Here is a 14901-nt window from a genome sequence, read left to right on the forward strand (position 1 = left end):
CCAACTGTGCCACGGTCCCCCAAAAGAACTCTGGCACCCGCCAGCGAGTGACAACTGTCTGACTGATGGCGCGCCAATGGCAACGGTTTAAGCCCTGGTCCTGCTACGCCGCGGCGATGACACTGCCGCACGTCGCGACGTTCACCGACACGTACCTGCCGACCGTCAATGGGGTGACCTACACGGTCCAGACGTGGCGGGACCGCTGGCGCGACCGCGGCGGTCGCATGGGCGTGGTCTACCCGAAAAGCAATCACGACCCATCAGAGAACGAGTATCCGGTCCGGAGCCTTCCGTTCCCCTTCTACGAGGGGTTTCGCCTGGGGATGCCACAGATACCGAAGGGCGTCCGGGACGCCGAACTGGTCCACGCTCACACGCCTTTCAGCCTCGGGATGGCGGGCCAGCGACTCGCGGGCAAACTCGACATCCCGTTCGTCGCGTCGTATCACACGCCGACGAGCGAGTACGCCGAGTACGTCTCGTTCAACGGCGCTGTCGAGTCAGCGGTCCGCTCCAGCGCCGAGAGCTACGAACGCTGGTTCCTGGGCCGTGCCGACACCGTGATCGCGCCAAGCGAGCGCGCGGCGACTCACCTCCGGGAGGCTATCGGCCTCGATACGACGGTGACAGTCGTTCCGAACGGCGTCGACACGACCGTGTTCGAACCGGTCGACACGGCCGACTTCCGGGACCGCTACGACCTCCCCGATAGCCCTATCGTCGGCTACACCGGCCGCCACGGCTACGAGAAGTGCTTGGAGGACATCATCACCGCCTGCGAGGGGCTGGACGTGACTGTCGTGTTCGCCGGTGACGGCCCGGCCCGTGAATCGCTCGAAGCGACGGCCGAGCACAGCGACGTCGACGTGCGGTTTCTCGGATTTCTTGACCGTGCAGAACTGCCCGAACTGTACTCGACGCTCGACGTGTTCGCGTTCCCCAGCCCCGTCGAGACGCAGGGTCTGGTCGCGTTGGAGGCAAACTGCTGTGGGACGCCCGTCGCCGGTGTCGACGCTGGCGCACTCAGCGACACTATCGAGGACGGCGAAACCGGCTACTCCTACGACGAAGGCGACATCGACGGCTTCCGTCGGGCTATCGAGCGCGTCCTCAACGAACGCGAACACCTTCGGGAGCGCTGTCTCGCCCGGCGGGACGTGATCAGCGTCGAGCACGCTATCGACAAACTAGCCGACGTGTACGACAGCGTGCTGTAGCTGTCGCCGGCACAGCGTCTGCGTCGCGTAACTCAGGCCCGCGAGTGCGACCAGCCGATACCGAAAGCGAGCCCGTTGAGTGTGCCAAGCAGTATTCCAAGATAGAAATCCCCCAGTGACACGGCCAGTATCAGGCCGGCCCCGACTCCCAGCGCCAGCCCTTTCAGGACCGTTGGCCAGTGGAGCCAGCTGAGTCGCCCCTCGGCGTCGTCGCTCATACGCTCTCTCGGGTCGCCGGCGAGTAAACTGTACCCCTTCGTCACGACTGCCCGCGCCGGTCGAGGGCGGACTGGTGGTCCTCCAGAGCAGCGATGCGGTCAGCGACATCTGGATGCGACCCGGGCAGCAGCCGCTCGGAGACGCTCCGCCAGCGGTGAGCGAGCCGTTCGGCCCGCCCCTCCGGCGGAGTTTGCTCGTCGGACGCAATGGCGTGTGGGATCACACAGAGTTCTCGAACACCGGTCTCGGCGGTTCGGATGTCTGTGGTCGGACGCTGGTCGTCTGTCAGCGTCTCCAGCGCGCTGGCGAGTGCTGCCGGGGAGCCACAGATGGCGACACCGCCCGCGTCCGCGGCGTACTCCCGAATCCGTGAGAGGAGCCGGTAACAGGCTGTGCTGGCGAGATACAGCGTCGCCGTGACCGGTATCGCGATGACAGCGAAGAGCAGAATCACGAGGTGAATGTTCCCGCCAGCGACCCACGTCCCGTCCTCGTCGTCGCCGCCGAGGAACCAGTGGAAGAACATCGAGTACTGCAGCGTCTTTCCGAGCGTGCGAGTAAACAGCGCGCTGACGGTCGGGAGGAACGCGGCCGCAGTCATGACGAACGCGTCGCCGTTCTTGAGGTGGGCCAGTTCGTGGGCGATGACGGCGTCGAGTTCCGCGTCGTCGAGCTGGTCGACGAGCGCCGTGGTCACGACCAGCGTCTGTTCGCCGGGCCGGCTGGCGACGTAGCTGTTGGGCGTCTCCGAGTCGATGACTGTCACGTCCGGTGTCACCATATCCGCCGTCTGTGCCAGCCGAGCCACTCGCTCTCGGAGGCGGTCGGCGGTTTCGCTACGCCGTATCTTCGCCCGCATCGCGTCGACGGACTCAGGATCGGACGCCCTAGATTCGGTCGCAGTTGTTCCGGAATCCCGGAGCGTCATCCGGTAGCCGTAGATGGACTGGACGGCGAGCACGAGCGGCGTCCCGACGAGGACGACGGGCCACAGCGGCACGATATCGAACCCCATCGTCCAGAACAGCGTCCCGATATCGTAGCCGACCAGCGGCAGGAGACCGAACGCGACGTGGCCCAGCACGTACGCGACGGCGACAGCCACGGCGTCGAAGGCGACGAGCACCACGACGAGCGCGAGGAGACGTGCGCGGAGGGACCACGTAGTGGACGGGCGGGGAGCCATAATTGTTCGTTCGTTATGACGAACAAAAAGCGTACGGGAGGGTCCGGCCCTGCCTCAGGCCAGCGCGCTGCCGGCCCGAATTATTTCGCGTTCACCAAACGCCGGGCCGACCAGTTGCAGCCCCACAGGTAGCCCGTCGTCGGTTTCGCCGGCGGGGACGGAGACGGCCGGGAGGTTCGCGAGGTTCACCGGGGTCGTGTTGGCGTCGGCCAGATACATCGTGAGCGGGTCGTCCAAACTCTCGCCGCGTTTCATCGGCGGCACGGGCATCGTGGGTGAGGCGAGCACGTCGGCGTCCTCAAGCGCCTCATCGAAGTCCTGTTTGACCCACGCGCGGGCGTCCTGCGCCTTCTTGTAGTACTTGTCGTGGTAGCCCGCCGAGAGGGCGTAGGTTCCGAGGAGAATCCGACGCTTGACCTCCTCGCCGAAGCCTTCCTCACGGGCGTTCGCGAACGACTCGTTCCAGTTGCCGTCGTAGCCGCCGGACTGCCCGTACCGGACGCCGTCGAACCGCGCGAGGTTCGAGGAGGCCTCGGACATCGCGATGACGTAGTACGCCTCGACAGCGTGTTCGACGGAGGGGAGGTCGACCTCGTGGTAGCTCGCACCCTGTGCTTCGAGGTCGTCCATCGCCGCCCAGAACGTCTCGACGACATCCTCGTCGGCCCCGTCGAGCAGTTCCGTCGGAACGCCGATAGAGAGTCCGTCGACGTCGCCGTCGGCGGCCGCCGCGTAGGAGCCGTCGCTCTCGGGCGCTTCCTGCGTCGTCGCGTCGTGTTCGTCCGGCCCGGCGATGACATCCAGCAGTTCCGCGGCGTCCTCGACCGTGGGTGCGATGGGGCCGATCTGTTCGAGGCTGTTGGCGTAGGCGACGAGGCCGTATCGGGAAACCAGCCCGTAGGTCGGCTTGATACCGACGACGCCACAGAAGGCGGCCGGACAGCGGATGGAGCCGCCGGTGTCACTCCCCAGCGCGAGGTCGGCGTCGCCGGCGGCGACGACAGCGGCCGAGCCACCGGAGGAACCGCCCGGCACCCGGCCCTCGGCGACGGGGTTCTCAACGGGCCCGAACGCCGACGTCTCGGTGGTCGTCCCCATCCCGAACTCGTCCATGTTCGTCTTGCCGGGGATGGTCGCGCCGGCGTCTTTCAGGCGCTCGACGACCGTTGCGTCGTACGGCGGGACGTAGTCTTCGAGCATCGCCGAACCGCAGGTCGTCCGGACGCCCTCGGTGGAGATGTTGTCCTTGACCGCGACGGTCTTGTCCGCCAGCGGGCCGTCGTCCGCGCCCTCGATGGTCTCGTCGGTGATGTAGCCGTTGTACGCCGTCATCTACGACACCTTCGGCCCTTTGAACTGCCCTTCTTCGGTATCACTGGCGTTCCGGAGCGCGTCCTCCTGCGAGAGGCTCTCGCGTGTCTCGTCGGGGCGCATCACGTTCGAGAGGTCAGCCTCCCGTTCTGTCTCTGGGACGTCGTCGAGCGCTTCGAACGCGTCGAGGATGTCGCCAAACTGCTCGGTGAACCGCTCGATCTCGTCGTCTGCGAGGTCGACACGGGCGAGGTCGGCGACGTGCCGGACCTCCTCGGGATCGACGGCGGGGTCGCTCATGTCGGGCCGGAGTGCTGGATGCGCGGTAAGCGTTTCGAAACACCGGGCAGATATATAGCATAGTTAATAATTGTGGAAGCGAATACACAAGAATTGCCAACTCTTGTTTCCCCTTCGGAAAATTGGACTTCTGAAACGGACAAAAGTTTTAAGTCGCCGTAGATACAACAGTAGGCTACAACACGTTTTTCGGGTACGATACCCGGTTGTCCCACCCCCAACAAATGACCGATACCAGCATCCGCCGATACTCGAACGAGCGCGAGACGGAGACAGAGCAGACGGACGAAGAGGAGTCGGAGACGCTCGTCTGTCCGGAGTGTAACGGGTCGTTACTGTCCGACAGCGAGCGCGGTGAAACGGTGTGTGAGGACTGTGGGCTGGTCGTCGAGGAGGACGAGATCGACCCCGGTCCCGAGTGGCGCGCGTTCGATTCGAAGGAGAAAGACGAGAAATCCCGTGTCGGTGCGCCGACGACGAACATGATGCACGACAAGGGCCTCTCGACCAACATCGGCTGGCAGGACAAGGACGCGTACGGCAATTCCCTGTCCTCGCGCCAGCGCGAGAAGATGCAGCGACTGCGCACCTGGAACGAGCGGTTCCGTACCCGCGACTCCAAGGAGCGCAACCTCAAACAGGCCCTCGGCGAAATCGACCGCATGGCGAGTGCCCTCGGACTGCCCGAGAACGTCCGCGAGACGGCCAGCGTCATCTACCGTCGCGCACTGGACGAGGACCTGCTGCCCGGCCGCTCCATCGAAGGCGTCTCGACGGCGTCGCTGTACGCCGCCGCGCGACAGGCCGGGACGCCGCGCTCGCTCGATGAGATTGCCGGCGTTTCCCGCGTCGAGAAAGACGAAATCGCCCGGACCTACCGTTATGTGGTCCGCGAACTCAGCCTCGAAATCCAGCCGGCCGACCCCGAGAGCTACGTCCCGCGGTTCGCGTCGGATCTGGACCTCTCCGAGGAGGTCGAACGGCGCGCCCGCCAGCTGCTCCAGAACGCCAAGCAAGAGGGCGTCCACTCCGGGAAGTCGCCGGTCGGCCTCGCCGCCGCTGCGGTGTACGCCGCCTCGCTGCTCACCAACGAGAAGGTAACTCAGAGCGAGGTCAGCGAAGTGGCCAATATCTCCGAGGTCACCATCCGCAACCGCTACCACGAACTGCTGGAAGCGGAAGACAACATCCACCCCTGACCGGTATCGTAACCTAAACCACCGACTGTGCCCTCCTGTCGGTATGGAGACCACGCGTCATTTTGTCGCGACCGTCTACGTCGTCAGCGACGGCAGCGTCGCGCTCCACGAACACAGTAAACTCGACATGTGGCTGCCCGCTGGCGGCCACATCGACCGCGACGAACTCCCGCACGAGGCCGCGCTCCGCGAGACGCGCGAGGAACTAGGCCTCGACGTGGATCTCATCGCATCACAGCAGGACATCGAGAGCGAGACGGTCAAATCGATGCCCCAGCCACAGCACTTCTTGCTGGAGGACATCAACGTCAACGCCGAAGGCGAGGTCGGCCACCAGCACATCGACTTCATCTTCTACGGCCGGGCGGACACCCGCGATATCGCGCCGGGGCCGGGCGAACAGCCGGCCGAGGACTGGGAATGGTTCTCTGCTAATGACCTACAGAATCGGAGCGATGAACTCCCGGCAGACGTCGTCGAGGTCGGCCAGCAAGCAATCGAAGCGGTACGCGAGCCGTAGCCGTGACTCACTCCACGAGCGACTCGACGTACTGCGTGACGTGGTCGTCCATCCGGCGCTTGTAGCCGGCCTGTCGGGCCAGACGGTCCAGTTCCCGGGCGGCAAGCGAGCCGTACTGTGCGGCCTTCTTGTCCCGGTTTGCGATCTCGTCGGGGAGTGATCCGCGCGCTGCCGCCCGGAGCGCGACCTTCCGCGTTTCGCCGTCCACGAGCAGCTCGCCGTCCAGTCGGAGCGCGGCCTCGACAACGCGGTCGTGTAACAGCGGCGTCACCGGCTCGACGCCGGCGGCCCGCAGGGCGAGCACGTCCCGCTCCAACTGGTCGGGGAGCGAGCCGATGACCTCCCGCTGTGCCCCGCGGACGGTGTCGGCTTCTACGCGGGGGTCCTCGGGGGCCTTTGCGACTTTTGCGTAGCCACCGAACAGCTCGTCGGCTCCCTGGCCGAGCGCCAGCCGGTCGAAGCCGTCGGCGGCGACCCGTTCCGCGGCGAGATACAGCGGGAGCGCAATTTGGACCGCCATGGCGTTGGTTCGACCGGTGGCGTGTGCGATTTCGGGGACCGCCCGCTCGATAGCCTCGTGAGTCAGTTCGACCACACGGACCTCGGTCCTCAGCAGGTCGGCGGCCGACCGAGCGGCCTCAACGTCGTGACTGTCCGGGAAGCCCGCGACGTACAGCGGCGCGTCGAGACGAGCCGCGAGCAGCGCCGAGTCCACACCGCCTGAGAACGCGATAGCGAGAGAATCAGTGTCGACGGCGTCGATGCTCGTCTCGACAGCCTCGCGAACCCGATTGATGGCTGTCTCGCGGTCGCTGAACGGGTCGGGCGACGGGAGCGACCACCGCTGCCGGGTCCCGTTGTCGTCCCGAATATGACCGGCGGGGAACGACCGCGGATCGGCCAGCGCGGTCGGGTCACGGCTCCACTGCCCGGGGTCGAGAGGCTCCCCGTCAGAAACAGTCCGCTCCACGAACAGCGGGTATCGCCCGAGAACGTCCCGGAGGAGCGTTCCGTCCAGTTCGCCCGCGAACCCGCCGCTTCCCGGCAGCGCGTCGCCGCTGTCGAGGGCGTCGACGACGGTATCTGGGTCAGCTCCCTGCATCACTGCAGTAGTTCCGCAATGCCGTTCTTGACGCGTCGCTTCGCCCCGCCGGCGGCCTGCCGGAAGCTAATCCGCCACGGCGTCCGCTTGCCCTCGACGGTCGTCTTGCCCTCACGGATGGCGTCGAGAATCGCGTCGGCCGTTCGTTCGTCCGTGCCGACGTTGGTGACTGCCTGCCCGACCATCTCCGCGATGTGGGCGTCACTGCCGGCGGTCATCGGCAACCCGTTACGACGGGCGAACCGCTCGGCCTGCCGGTTCGACCGTCCGGTCAGCAGCCGCGAGTTGTACACTTCGATAGCATCGGCGGTCGCAAGTTCGGCCTTCGAGATGTGTTCCAGCACGCCGTGGCGGGACTCCTGAAACGGGTGTGGGACGACTGCGAGTCCCCCCTGATCGCGAATGCGGTCGAGCGTCTCCTCGAACGGAAGGTGTGGCGGAATCGCCTCCTGAATCCCCAGAGCGAGGACGTGTCCGGCGGCACATGTGACCTCCATCCCGGGAATCCCGACGAGGCCGTACTCCGGGGCGAGTTCGGCCGCCCGGAGGCTGGCGTCGATTTCGTCGTGGTCAGTCACGGCCAGCGCGTCCAGTCCGACGGCGCTGGCTTGCTCTAAGAGGAGCTCGACCGGGTCCCGGCCGTCGTACGACAGCGACGAGTGCGCGTGTAGCTCAACCGACTGCACAGGTATCGATAACGGGGGGCAGGGCAAAAACGCCCCGGTCCGCCCCCGTTCTCACAGAGAACAAACCGGCCGCCGTGTCCAAGGCGGCCGAGTGCCCGAAGAACGCCCATCTGTCCCACGAGACTGAGCGTGTGCTTCCCGACGATACGACCGTCAATCGACGGTCGCATGTTGCAATTACTGGTGTGCAGGAATGAGTGAGCCCCCTCAGCTTGGTGGGGATTAAAATGGGGTTAGACGCTGCCGACTCAGTCGGCCGAGCTCCCGCTCGCCACCGAGCGCTCACCGGTGTCGAACGGCGGCGACCCGTGGATCTCCTCGTCTTCCAGGTAACACTGCGGGTCCGGGGCGAACAGGTCGTCTTCCACGGTGAGCGCCCGGAGCCGGGAGGCCCCGCGGCAGACCTCGGCGTAGCGGCAGTCGGCGCATTTCCCCGTGAGGTGCTCTTCGCGGTTGCGGAGTGCCGTCAGAAGCGGGTTCGACTCGTCCTCCCAGATAGCGCCGAACGAGCGGTCGCGGACGTTCCCCAGCGAGTACCCCTGCCAGAACTGCGTGAGGTGGACGTTGCCCTGATAGTCCACGTCGGCGACGCGTTCGCCGGTCGGGTCCCCGCCGTTGACCCGCAGGTACTCGTACACCCGCTGGGCCTGTGCGTCGCTCATGTGCTCGCGGGCGTACTCGACGAGGTAGGCCGCGTCGGCGTAGTTCCCGACCAGCAGCGTCTCGATCTCCTCGCCGCGGTCGTGGTACTCGCGAGTCATGTCACAGACTCGCTTCACCGCCTGCCGGCGGTCCTCGGGCGTGAGATCGGCGTCGACAATCTCGGTCCCGCGGCCGCCGTAGTCCAGGTGGTAGAAGCAGAAGCGGTCCACGCCCACGTCAGTCAGCAGGTCGACGACGCCCTCCAGGTCCGCGGCGTTGCGCTCGGTTATCGTGTACCGGAGTCCGGTCTTCAGGCCCGCGTCGAGGCAGTTCTCTATCCCCTGAACCGCGCCCTCGAACGCGCCGTCGACCCCGCGGAAGTCGTCGTTTCGCTCCGGCAGCCCGTCGACTGAGACGCCAGCGTATTTCAGCCCGGCGTCCTTGAGCGACCGGGCGCGCTCTTCGGTGATGAGCGTCCCGTTGGTCGAAAGCACCGGTCGGACGCCGACCTCGTTCGCGTAGGCGACCAGTTCTTCGAGGTCCTGCCGGACGAGCGGCTCGCCGCCGGAGAACAGCACCACCGGCGCGCCGTAGTCGGCCAGGTCATCGAGCAGCGCTTTCCCCTCCGCGGTCGAGAGCTCCCCGTCGGCGATTTCGGTGTCGGCGGCAGCATAGCAGTGATCACAGTAGAGGTTGCACTGCTTGGTGACGTTCCAGACGACGACGGGCCGGCGCTGCTTCTCGTCCCGGATCTGGCGTTTGGTCGACTCGTTGGCCGCGTCGTACCGGAGGCCGTCCCCCTCAGCGTCGAGGTCACAGAGCAGTTTCGAGACCGAAATCATCGGTTTTCACCCCGGAGCGTCTCCGACTCCATCTCGTCGACGCTCATAGTGGCGTCGTCCCCCGCGTTCCCCGTTCCGAGCGTCGCCTCGTCCGTCTGGTAGCGGCGGGTCTTGTCGGCGGGACACAACCACAGTGTGACGGCCGTCCGCGCGAACAGCGACGCTGCCTGCTCTCTGGCGATGTCGGCGGACGGCGCGCTGACACTGCCGACGTGGGTGAGCGGGTCCGCCGTGTCCTCGCGGACGAACACCTCCCACTCGCGACTCGTTGCGCCGCGCGGGGCGTCTACCTCGTGGTCGAACTCTTCCATACCCCTCTGTTAGACTCCCCAAGAAAAACGGGACTAGCGTGTTCTCAGCTACTGGGAACCACTCGGTCAACGGCGTTTCAGTTCGATTGGAATACAGCGTTTGCCGTCCAGACGCTGGGCGGGAGCTGTGCAAGCACAGAGTGAGACTGGAGGATAGCGGTCACAGTCGAGTTGCTCGTGGCTGCCGGAAGTGGTCGCAATAGCCGAACTCCGAATTTTGGTATAGCAGTATCTGATTTACTAACGGGTCGTGCCTGCGTGGCTTAAAAGGAAAGTCTGCTATTCGAATGTAGCCGAGATGTCCCGCGAAAAGACCAATCAACTCACGCAGCCTATCGAAACGCCGTCTTACGCTTCGTAGCCGGCGTAGTCCATCAGCTGTTTGAAGATGTCGGTGTCCATCGCCTCCTTGTAGACGACACCGGTGATCATCCCACCGGGGTAGGAGGTCCCGTTCATCGCGTGGCTGACCTTGTGACAGTGCGCGAGGTAGATGCCGGGGTCGGCGTCGGCCTCGAACTCGATAGTGTGCCGACCGGCGGGCGGGATGCTGGTGATGTCCTGGTCGTGGCGGGCGGCTTCCGGAATCTTCCCGCCGTCCTTGTGGGTCACCTGGAACCGGTGGTTGTGAATGTGCATCGGGTGGTCCATGTACCCGTTATTACACATGTGGATACGCACCGTGTCGCCCTGCTCGACGATGATCGGCGAGCCGTCCTCGGGATGCAGCGTCCGCGGCGCGGACTTGCCGTTGACCGTGAACGTATCGGGGCGACGGTTGCGAACATCGTAGCTGGCGTCCATGCCGGCCATCTGACGGTTGAGTCGGGAGTCCCACTCCTTCAGCGTCATGAAGTACTCCTTGTCGGCCGGTTCGTAGCCCTTCGGGTCGACGCGGAAGATGCCGTACATCCCCATGTCGATGTGGCGGTGAGTCTGGTAGTGGCAGTGATAGAGATGCGTGCCCGTCACGTTCGCGGGGATCGTGTAGGTGTGTTTCTCGCCGGGGTCGATGCGGATGCCCGTCGTCGTCGGGACGCCGTCGTCTTCCCACTGCTTCTGGACGGCGTGGAAGTGGACCGTGTGCGGGCGCATGCCGTCCGTGTTGTCGAAGGTGACCTCCATGTCCTCGCCTTCCGTCGTCCGGAGAATCGGTCCCGGAACGCTCGGTTCGCCGTCGTCGGCCTTGAACGCCCACACCTTTGGCAGTTCGACCGGGCCGCCCATCGACTCGCCGGGATGGGCCTCGTGCTTGGCCGGGACAGAGGAGAGCGTCACTTCGCCACCCTGTTCGTCGACGTTGACGATCTCAGGCGGCGACGTGGTCGGGAGGTCGCTGTCGGATTGTGCTGGAGTTGTGCTGGTGTCGACTGACTCTTCGGTCGGAACCTCACCCGGGGCGGTACAGCCCGCAAGCGCGACCGTGCCACCGAGGCCGGAGGCTTTCACGAAGTCACGACGGGAGATGCCCGATCCGGGTGCGCCAATCTGGTCTTCCATAAGCAACTGTGGATAAGACACCACAGTATAAACCCCCGAAGGGAGTTCTCAGACCGACAGAAGCGTTCTCAGTTGCTGGGAACGAACGAACGGTTACAGATAAGTCCCCCATATATTGCGTGCTGTGTGGCGCAAACGTCGGCTGTGTCGGGCGGTAAGCGCTCCCAAGTCGGTTACATTAAACGTCTTGGGCGGGCAGTGTCGAGCAAGGATGGTCCGGGACCCCTTCGCTGACGAGGAGACGCCGGAGTTACAGACGGTCCTCGACGCACTCGACGACGAGGACTGTCGCGCCATTGTCAGCGTACTGGAGGAACCGTTGACGGCGAGCGAGATATCCGACCGGAGCGGCGTACCGCTATCGACGACCTACCGAAAGCTCGAACTACTGACCGAGTCCTCGTTGCTGTACGAGGGCGTCGAAGTCCGGTCGGACGGCCAACACGCGAGCCGGTACGCGATCGACTTCGAGGAGGTCGTCATCAGTCTCGACGAGGAACTGTCGCTCACCGTCGACATCTCACACCGCGCTCGGACGCCGGACCAACGGCTCGAAAACCTCTGGTCCGAGGTGCGAAAGGAGACATAACCATGGTACACATTCCAAGTTCACAGGTCGGCATCGTCGTCTCGAAGACACTGATCCTCATTCTTGGCGGACTGATTACGTACTACTCGTATCAGGCGTACAGCCGGACGAAAAGCCCCCAGCACAAGTGGCTCACCTACGGGTTCGGTGTGGTGACCCTTGGCGCATTTATTGGTGGCGTTCTCGATATCGTTGTCGGCAGGTATCTCGGTCAGCAACTGCTCTCCGTGAGCGTCTTCACGTCGAGTTCACTGACGGCCATCGGCCTGGGTATCATCCTGTACTCGCTGTACGTTCGGTAGTGACCACGCGACGTACCCGCGCAGCAATCTCGTCGCCTCTCGCTTCTCGATTTCGGCCGGAGCGGGCAACTGGTCCGTATCGTGTCGTGACACTGGTATTCTCACCGACTGGAAACGCTACGGACGGTATATTTATCAGGACGTGTCAATCAAAGCCATGCTTGGAGCGAACGCAGTGTTGTTAATCGGGATGAAGACAGTCACGCTGTTCTGCGGTGTGATACTGACGACGTTGACATACCGCGCATACCGCCGCACTCGGGCACCGGCGATGCGAGCGCTCTGTCTCGGTATCGGGTTCGTCACACTGGGTGCAATACTCGGCGGCAGCCTCCACCAGTTCGTCGGCATGCCGGTCGCACAGAGCGTCACTGTCGAAGAACTGTTCACCGCTGCTGGGTTCTTTATTCTGACCTACTCGGTGTACACTGACCAGCCGACCACGACGAACTGAGTTACGAGTCCTCGGCGGGCGTGCGTCCACGACCGGTCAGGAGTGTTGGTAGCGATTGCGGGCTGTGTTCGACGAGGACGGCGACGAGGTTCCCCGCGAACAGGACAGTCCCGAAAAACGCGAGCGCCCCGGCGACTAACGCCGTGCCGTCCGGTGTCTCGAGCCACTGATTGCTCACGAGGAGGCCGTACGCAACTGTCAGCGCCACACCATCTATTGCCGCGATTCGGTGGTCGTACAGGTCATCGACCATCGGCACGTCCTCGAAGCCGAGGCGGTCGCTGTACCGGTGGACCCAGACGATAAACGGGACGACGTGATACAGCGTCCCGAGGACGACGAAGCCGACGCCGCCGACGAGCAGCACCGTCGACGGCTGACCGAGCAGCCCGGCGTACGCCAGCGGGTCGTTCCACCACGCGAACACCGTCAGTCCGGCCCAGAGAAACAGCGACAGCGCTGCGACGCTGTATCGGGTCAACATCGGGGACCACTCGACACGCGCCCCGACGAGCTGTCGCGCCAAGAGCACCGCCACCACGCCAAGGCCAGCAGCGACGAGAACTGCGCCGAACCGGGCCAGAACGGGTGACCCAACTAGGCGACCGCCGGCGAGCGCAAGAACGCCGAACGGATAGACGGCCGTCTCCGCCCGCTGGACCGCTGCATCGACCCTGCCTGTGTCGGCCTGCGTGAACATCGGGGCGAGCTGTGCCAGTGCACCCGCGACAGTCGTCAGGACAGCACCGAACACGGCGAGTGTCCCGTGGGCCAGCAAGAGCCCCTGCCGGCCGATTCCCAAAATCGGGAGGACGCCGGCAGCGTGATCCAGCGCCAACACTATCCCGGCGGCCGTCACGAGGGCGAAAAACACCAGTGCCCAGCCGAAATGAATCGCCGTGACGTCGGGCTCCGCAGCGAGTAGCGTCCGTCCGATGTTGTAACAGAGCGTCCAGACGCCGATCAGCGCGAACGCGCCGGCGACCGGTAGCAGGGCAGGAGTCGCTGTCAGGAAGCCAGCGGCCAGACCCGCGAACCCGACCGCAGCGAGTGGTAACTGCGCTGCAGCGAGGCGGCGCGAGTGGAGTTCGATGCCACACCAGACCGGGACGAACTGCGTCAGTGCGCCCATGATGGTGAGACAGACCCACCCCGCGAGCAGGAGGTGGACCTGTGCGAGGTGGCCAGCACGGCCCTCGACGACGCCGACGGTGACACCGGCGACCAGAAACGCCAGCGCGACGACGAAATGACGCAGCGGGACCGTCATCGGCGGGGCGGCGTCTGCGTCCACGTCGGCAGGTATTCCGCTCATTGCTGTGTAGTACGACCTTGTCCCTGCTGGCACTGAGGCCGAATATGTTCGGGGAAAGGGTCGGCCCGTTCACAACCGAACGCGAACACATGACGTCGAACCACCAGCCAACAGAGCAAATCGCGGCCCTGATTTCGGAAACCGGTGCGCCCGGTGACGCGCCGACGGAACGCCTCGATGTGCAGTCGCTGGGGCCGCCAAAGCCGCTCAAGCAGACACTAGAGCGGCTTGCGGACCTTGACGACGACATCGTCCTCGTCCAGTTCAACGACCGCGCCCCACAGCACCTCTACCCGAAACTCGAGGACAGAGGATACGAGTACGAAAGTGTTGAGACCGACGACGCGACAGTGACAGTCATCTGGCACAGATGAATCAGAACACGGAGCCGCCTGTCGACGTCGAAGAAGCGATCGCTCGTATCGACAGCCGTGGTGCGAAGATTCAGCGGGAGCAACTCGAACGGACGCTGTCACAGCTACAGCAGGACGGTGAACTGACGGCTGACCAGCAGCTTGCGGTCGAAAAACTGAGCGAACGGCTCGTCGACCGATTGCTCGCCGTCCCCCGGGCAACTCTACAGGACGCGGCGAGGAGTGCGGACGACGAGCGGATCGAAACCGCGATTTCCCTGTTCGAGTGAGCCTACTCCGACGACGCCAAAACGAGCAGTGCCTCGCTGTCCGCCGTTGCGGCGGGGGAGATGTCCTGGTCACCGTCGAACCGGACGACGTCGCCGGGAGAGAGCGACACCGTCTCGTCGCCGAGCGTCAGGTCCACGGCGCCCGAACGGAGGAGGAACACGATGTCCCGACCGGGATGCTTGTGGGCCGGAATCGACTCGCCCGCATCGAGTGTCAACCGGATGGTCTTTGGCTCCCCGTCGAACAACCTCGTCCGGCCGTCCCCGTCGCCGTCGAGCGTTGCTCGCTCCGTTTCTGTGACGGTAGATTCGCTCATTGTTTCGGAAGGTCGGCGACGAACTTCTGTGGGCCGTCCTGCTCGCACCGATAATTCGCCGCGTCGAACGCCTCGACCTCGGCTTGCATCTCGTAGAACAGCGGCTTTGGCTCGTGATCGTTGATAATCCGAAGCGTCTCCCCTGAGGACAGCGCCTCGAAGGAGTCGTGTATCTTCGAGTGTCGCTCCGGCGGCGGCGTCTCGCGCAGGTCGAGTGTGGTTGCTGGCATCACCTGAGCGTTC

The 14901-nt window shown here is 64.7% G+C and carries 20 protein-coding genes; 8 read left to right on the forward strand and 12 right to left on the reverse strand.

The genetic code is table 11. The features are described from left to right. The first annotated feature begins 116 nt into the window (after nucleotides 1-116). Nucleotides 117-1220, forward strand: coding sequence for a glycosyltransferase (locus ACNO8S_RS09225; protein WP_146417154.1), 1104 nt, complete (start codon nucleotides 117-119; stop codon nucleotides 1218-1220). Nucleotides 1221-1252: 32 nt separating this feature from the next. Here the strand turns inward: ACNO8S_RS09225 and ACNO8S_RS09230 are convergent, their stop codons facing one another. The 4 genes from ACNO8S_RS09230 to gatC are packed head-to-tail and all read right to left on the reverse strand — an operon-like array spanning nucleotide 1253 to nucleotide 4236. Beyond that, entirely contained in the window at nucleotides 1253-1438 is a 186-nt protein-coding gene (locus ACNO8S_RS09230; RefSeq protein WP_044951910.1) for a hypothetical protein, read from the reverse strand. 41 nt (nucleotides 1439-1479) lie between these two features. Next, nucleotides 1480-2625: a M48 family metallopeptidase gene (locus tag ACNO8S_RS09235; protein WP_420181818.1), complete on the reverse strand. Its 1146-nt coding sequence runs from the start codon at nucleotides 2623-2625 to the stop codon at nucleotides 1480-1482. Nucleotides 2626-2679: 54 nt separating this feature from the next. After that, nucleotides 2680-3957, reverse strand: a complete 1278-nt coding sequence (gene gatA, locus ACNO8S_RS09240) for an Asp-tRNA(Asn)/Glu-tRNA(Gln) amidotransferase subunit GatA (protein ID WP_050036729.1) — start codon at nucleotides 3955-3957, stop codon at nucleotides 2680-2682. Continuing rightward, on the reverse strand, nucleotides 3958-4236 hold the full coding sequence (gatC, locus tag ACNO8S_RS09245; RefSeq protein WP_008313198.1) for an Asp-tRNA(Asn)/Glu-tRNA(Gln) amidotransferase subunit GatC: 279 nt from the start codon (nucleotides 4234-4236) through the stop codon (nucleotides 3958-3960). A 224-nt stretch (nucleotides 4237-4460) separates the two neighbouring features. Here gatC and ACNO8S_RS09250 point away from each other — a divergent pair, with 224 nt between their 5' ends. Continuing rightward, nucleotides 4461-5435, forward strand: a complete 975-nt coding sequence (locus ACNO8S_RS09250) for a transcription initiation factor IIB (protein WP_008313196.1) — start codon at nucleotides 4461-4463, stop codon at nucleotides 5433-5435. Between the two features lie 43 nt (nucleotides 5436-5478). Continuing rightward, entirely contained in the window at nucleotides 5479-5955 is a 477-nt protein-coding gene (locus tag ACNO8S_RS09255; protein ID WP_420181819.1) for an NUDIX hydrolase, read from the forward strand. Between the two features lie 7 nt (nucleotides 5956-5962). Here the strand turns inward: ACNO8S_RS09255 and ACNO8S_RS09260 are convergent, their stop codons facing one another. The 5 genes from ACNO8S_RS09260 to ACNO8S_RS09280 all read right to left on the reverse strand — a co-directional run bounded on the left by ACNO8S_RS09260 (nucleotide 5963) and on the right by ACNO8S_RS09280 (nucleotide 11038). Beyond that, nucleotides 5963-7057 carry an asparagine synthase C-terminal domain-containing protein gene (locus ACNO8S_RS09260; RefSeq protein WP_129755303.1) on the reverse strand — a complete coding sequence of 365 codons (1095 nt, stop codon included), beginning with the start codon at nucleotides 7055-7057 and terminating at the stop codon, nucleotides 5963-5965. Further along, the gene (locus ACNO8S_RS09265) at nucleotides 7057-7743 is read right to left on the reverse strand and encodes a PHP domain-containing protein (protein WP_151103531.1); all 687 of its coding nucleotides are present in this window, start codon (nucleotides 7741-7743) and stop codon (nucleotides 7057-7059) included. The genes ACNO8S_RS09260 and ACNO8S_RS09265 overlap by 1 nt, the downstream gene beginning before the upstream one ends. 248 nt (nucleotides 7744-7991) lie before the next feature. Beyond that, a complete protein-coding gene (locus ACNO8S_RS09270) occupies nucleotides 7992-9227 on the reverse strand; it encodes a TIGR04347 family pseudo-SAM/SPASM protein (protein ID WP_151103532.1) in 1236 nt (411 codons plus the stop codon). After that, on the reverse strand, nucleotides 9224-9538 hold the full coding sequence (locus ACNO8S_RS09275) for an Htur_1727 family rSAM-partnered candidate RiPP (RefSeq protein WP_151103533.1): 315 nt from the start codon (nucleotides 9536-9538) through the stop codon (nucleotides 9224-9226). Before ACNO8S_RS09275 ends, ACNO8S_RS09270 begins: the two co-directional genes overlap by 4 nt. 348 nt (nucleotides 9539-9886) lie before the next feature. Then, nucleotides 9887-11038 (reverse strand): multicopper oxidase domain-containing protein, encoded by a 1152-nt coding sequence (locus tag ACNO8S_RS09280; protein ID WP_014040725.1) that lies wholly within the window; start codon nucleotides 11036-11038, stop codon nucleotides 9887-9889. 211 nt (nucleotides 11039-11249) lie between these two features. On the opposite strand from ACNO8S_RS09280, the gene ACNO8S_RS09285 reads away from it, so the two are divergent. From ACNO8S_RS09285 to ACNO8S_RS09295, 3 genes are all read left to right on the forward strand, one after another. Next, entirely contained in the window at nucleotides 11250-11627 is a 378-nt protein-coding gene (locus tag ACNO8S_RS09285; protein WP_004591803.1) for a helix-turn-helix domain-containing protein, read from the forward strand. Nucleotides 11628-11629: 2 nt separating this feature from the next. After that, nucleotides 11630-11929, forward strand: a complete 300-nt coding sequence (locus ACNO8S_RS09290; protein ID WP_014040726.1) for a DUF7521 family protein — start codon at nucleotides 11630-11632, stop codon at nucleotides 11927-11929. Nucleotides 11930-12086: 157 nt separating this feature from the next. After that, nucleotides 12087-12383 (forward strand): DUF7521 family protein, encoded by a 297-nt coding sequence (locus ACNO8S_RS09295; protein WP_023843329.1) that lies wholly within the window; start codon nucleotides 12087-12089, stop codon nucleotides 12381-12383. 1 nt (nucleotide 12384) lies between these two features. Here the strand turns inward: ACNO8S_RS09295 and ACNO8S_RS09300 are convergent, their stop codons facing one another. Continuing rightward, nucleotides 12385-13698 carry a hypothetical protein gene (locus ACNO8S_RS09300; protein WP_064287579.1) on the reverse strand — a complete coding sequence of 438 codons (1314 nt, stop codon included), beginning with the start codon at nucleotides 13696-13698 and terminating at the stop codon, nucleotides 12385-12387. Nucleotides 13699-13730: 32 nt separating this feature from the next. Here ACNO8S_RS09300 and ACNO8S_RS09305 point away from each other — a divergent pair, with 32 nt between their 5' ends. Both ACNO8S_RS09305 and ACNO8S_RS09310 read left to right on the forward strand, forming a co-directional pair. Beyond that, nucleotides 13731-14072 carry a DUF2249 domain-containing protein gene (locus ACNO8S_RS09305; RefSeq protein ID WP_079980840.1) on the forward strand — a complete coding sequence of 114 codons (342 nt, stop codon included), beginning with the start codon at nucleotides 13731-13733 and terminating at the stop codon, nucleotides 14070-14072. Further along, nucleotides 14069-14341, forward strand: a complete 273-nt coding sequence (locus tag ACNO8S_RS09310; protein ID WP_014040730.1) for a glutamyl-tRNA reductase — start codon at nucleotides 14069-14071, stop codon at nucleotides 14339-14341. The genes ACNO8S_RS09305 and ACNO8S_RS09310 overlap by 4 nt, the downstream gene beginning before the upstream one ends. Nucleotides 14342-14343: 2 nt before the next feature. Here ACNO8S_RS09310 and ACNO8S_RS09315 read toward each other — a convergent pair whose 3' ends face one another. Together ACNO8S_RS09315 and ACNO8S_RS09320 are read right to left on the reverse strand one after the other, a co-directional pair. Then, nucleotides 14344-14658, reverse strand: coding sequence for a cupin domain-containing protein (locus ACNO8S_RS09315; protein ID WP_014040731.1), 315 nt, complete (start codon nucleotides 14656-14658; stop codon nucleotides 14344-14346). Next, entirely contained in the window at nucleotides 14655-14888 is a 234-nt protein-coding gene (locus ACNO8S_RS09320) for a DUF2249 domain-containing protein (RefSeq protein ID WP_008313171.1), read from the reverse strand. The genes ACNO8S_RS09315 and ACNO8S_RS09320 overlap by 4 nt, the downstream gene beginning before the upstream one ends. Between the last annotated feature and the right edge of the window lie 13 nt (nucleotides 14889-14901).

Source organism: Haloarcula sp. KBTZ06, assembly GCF_048595605.1.
GTDB lineage: Archaea > Halobacteriota > Halobacteria > Halobacteriales > Haloarculaceae > Haloarcula > Haloarcula hispanica.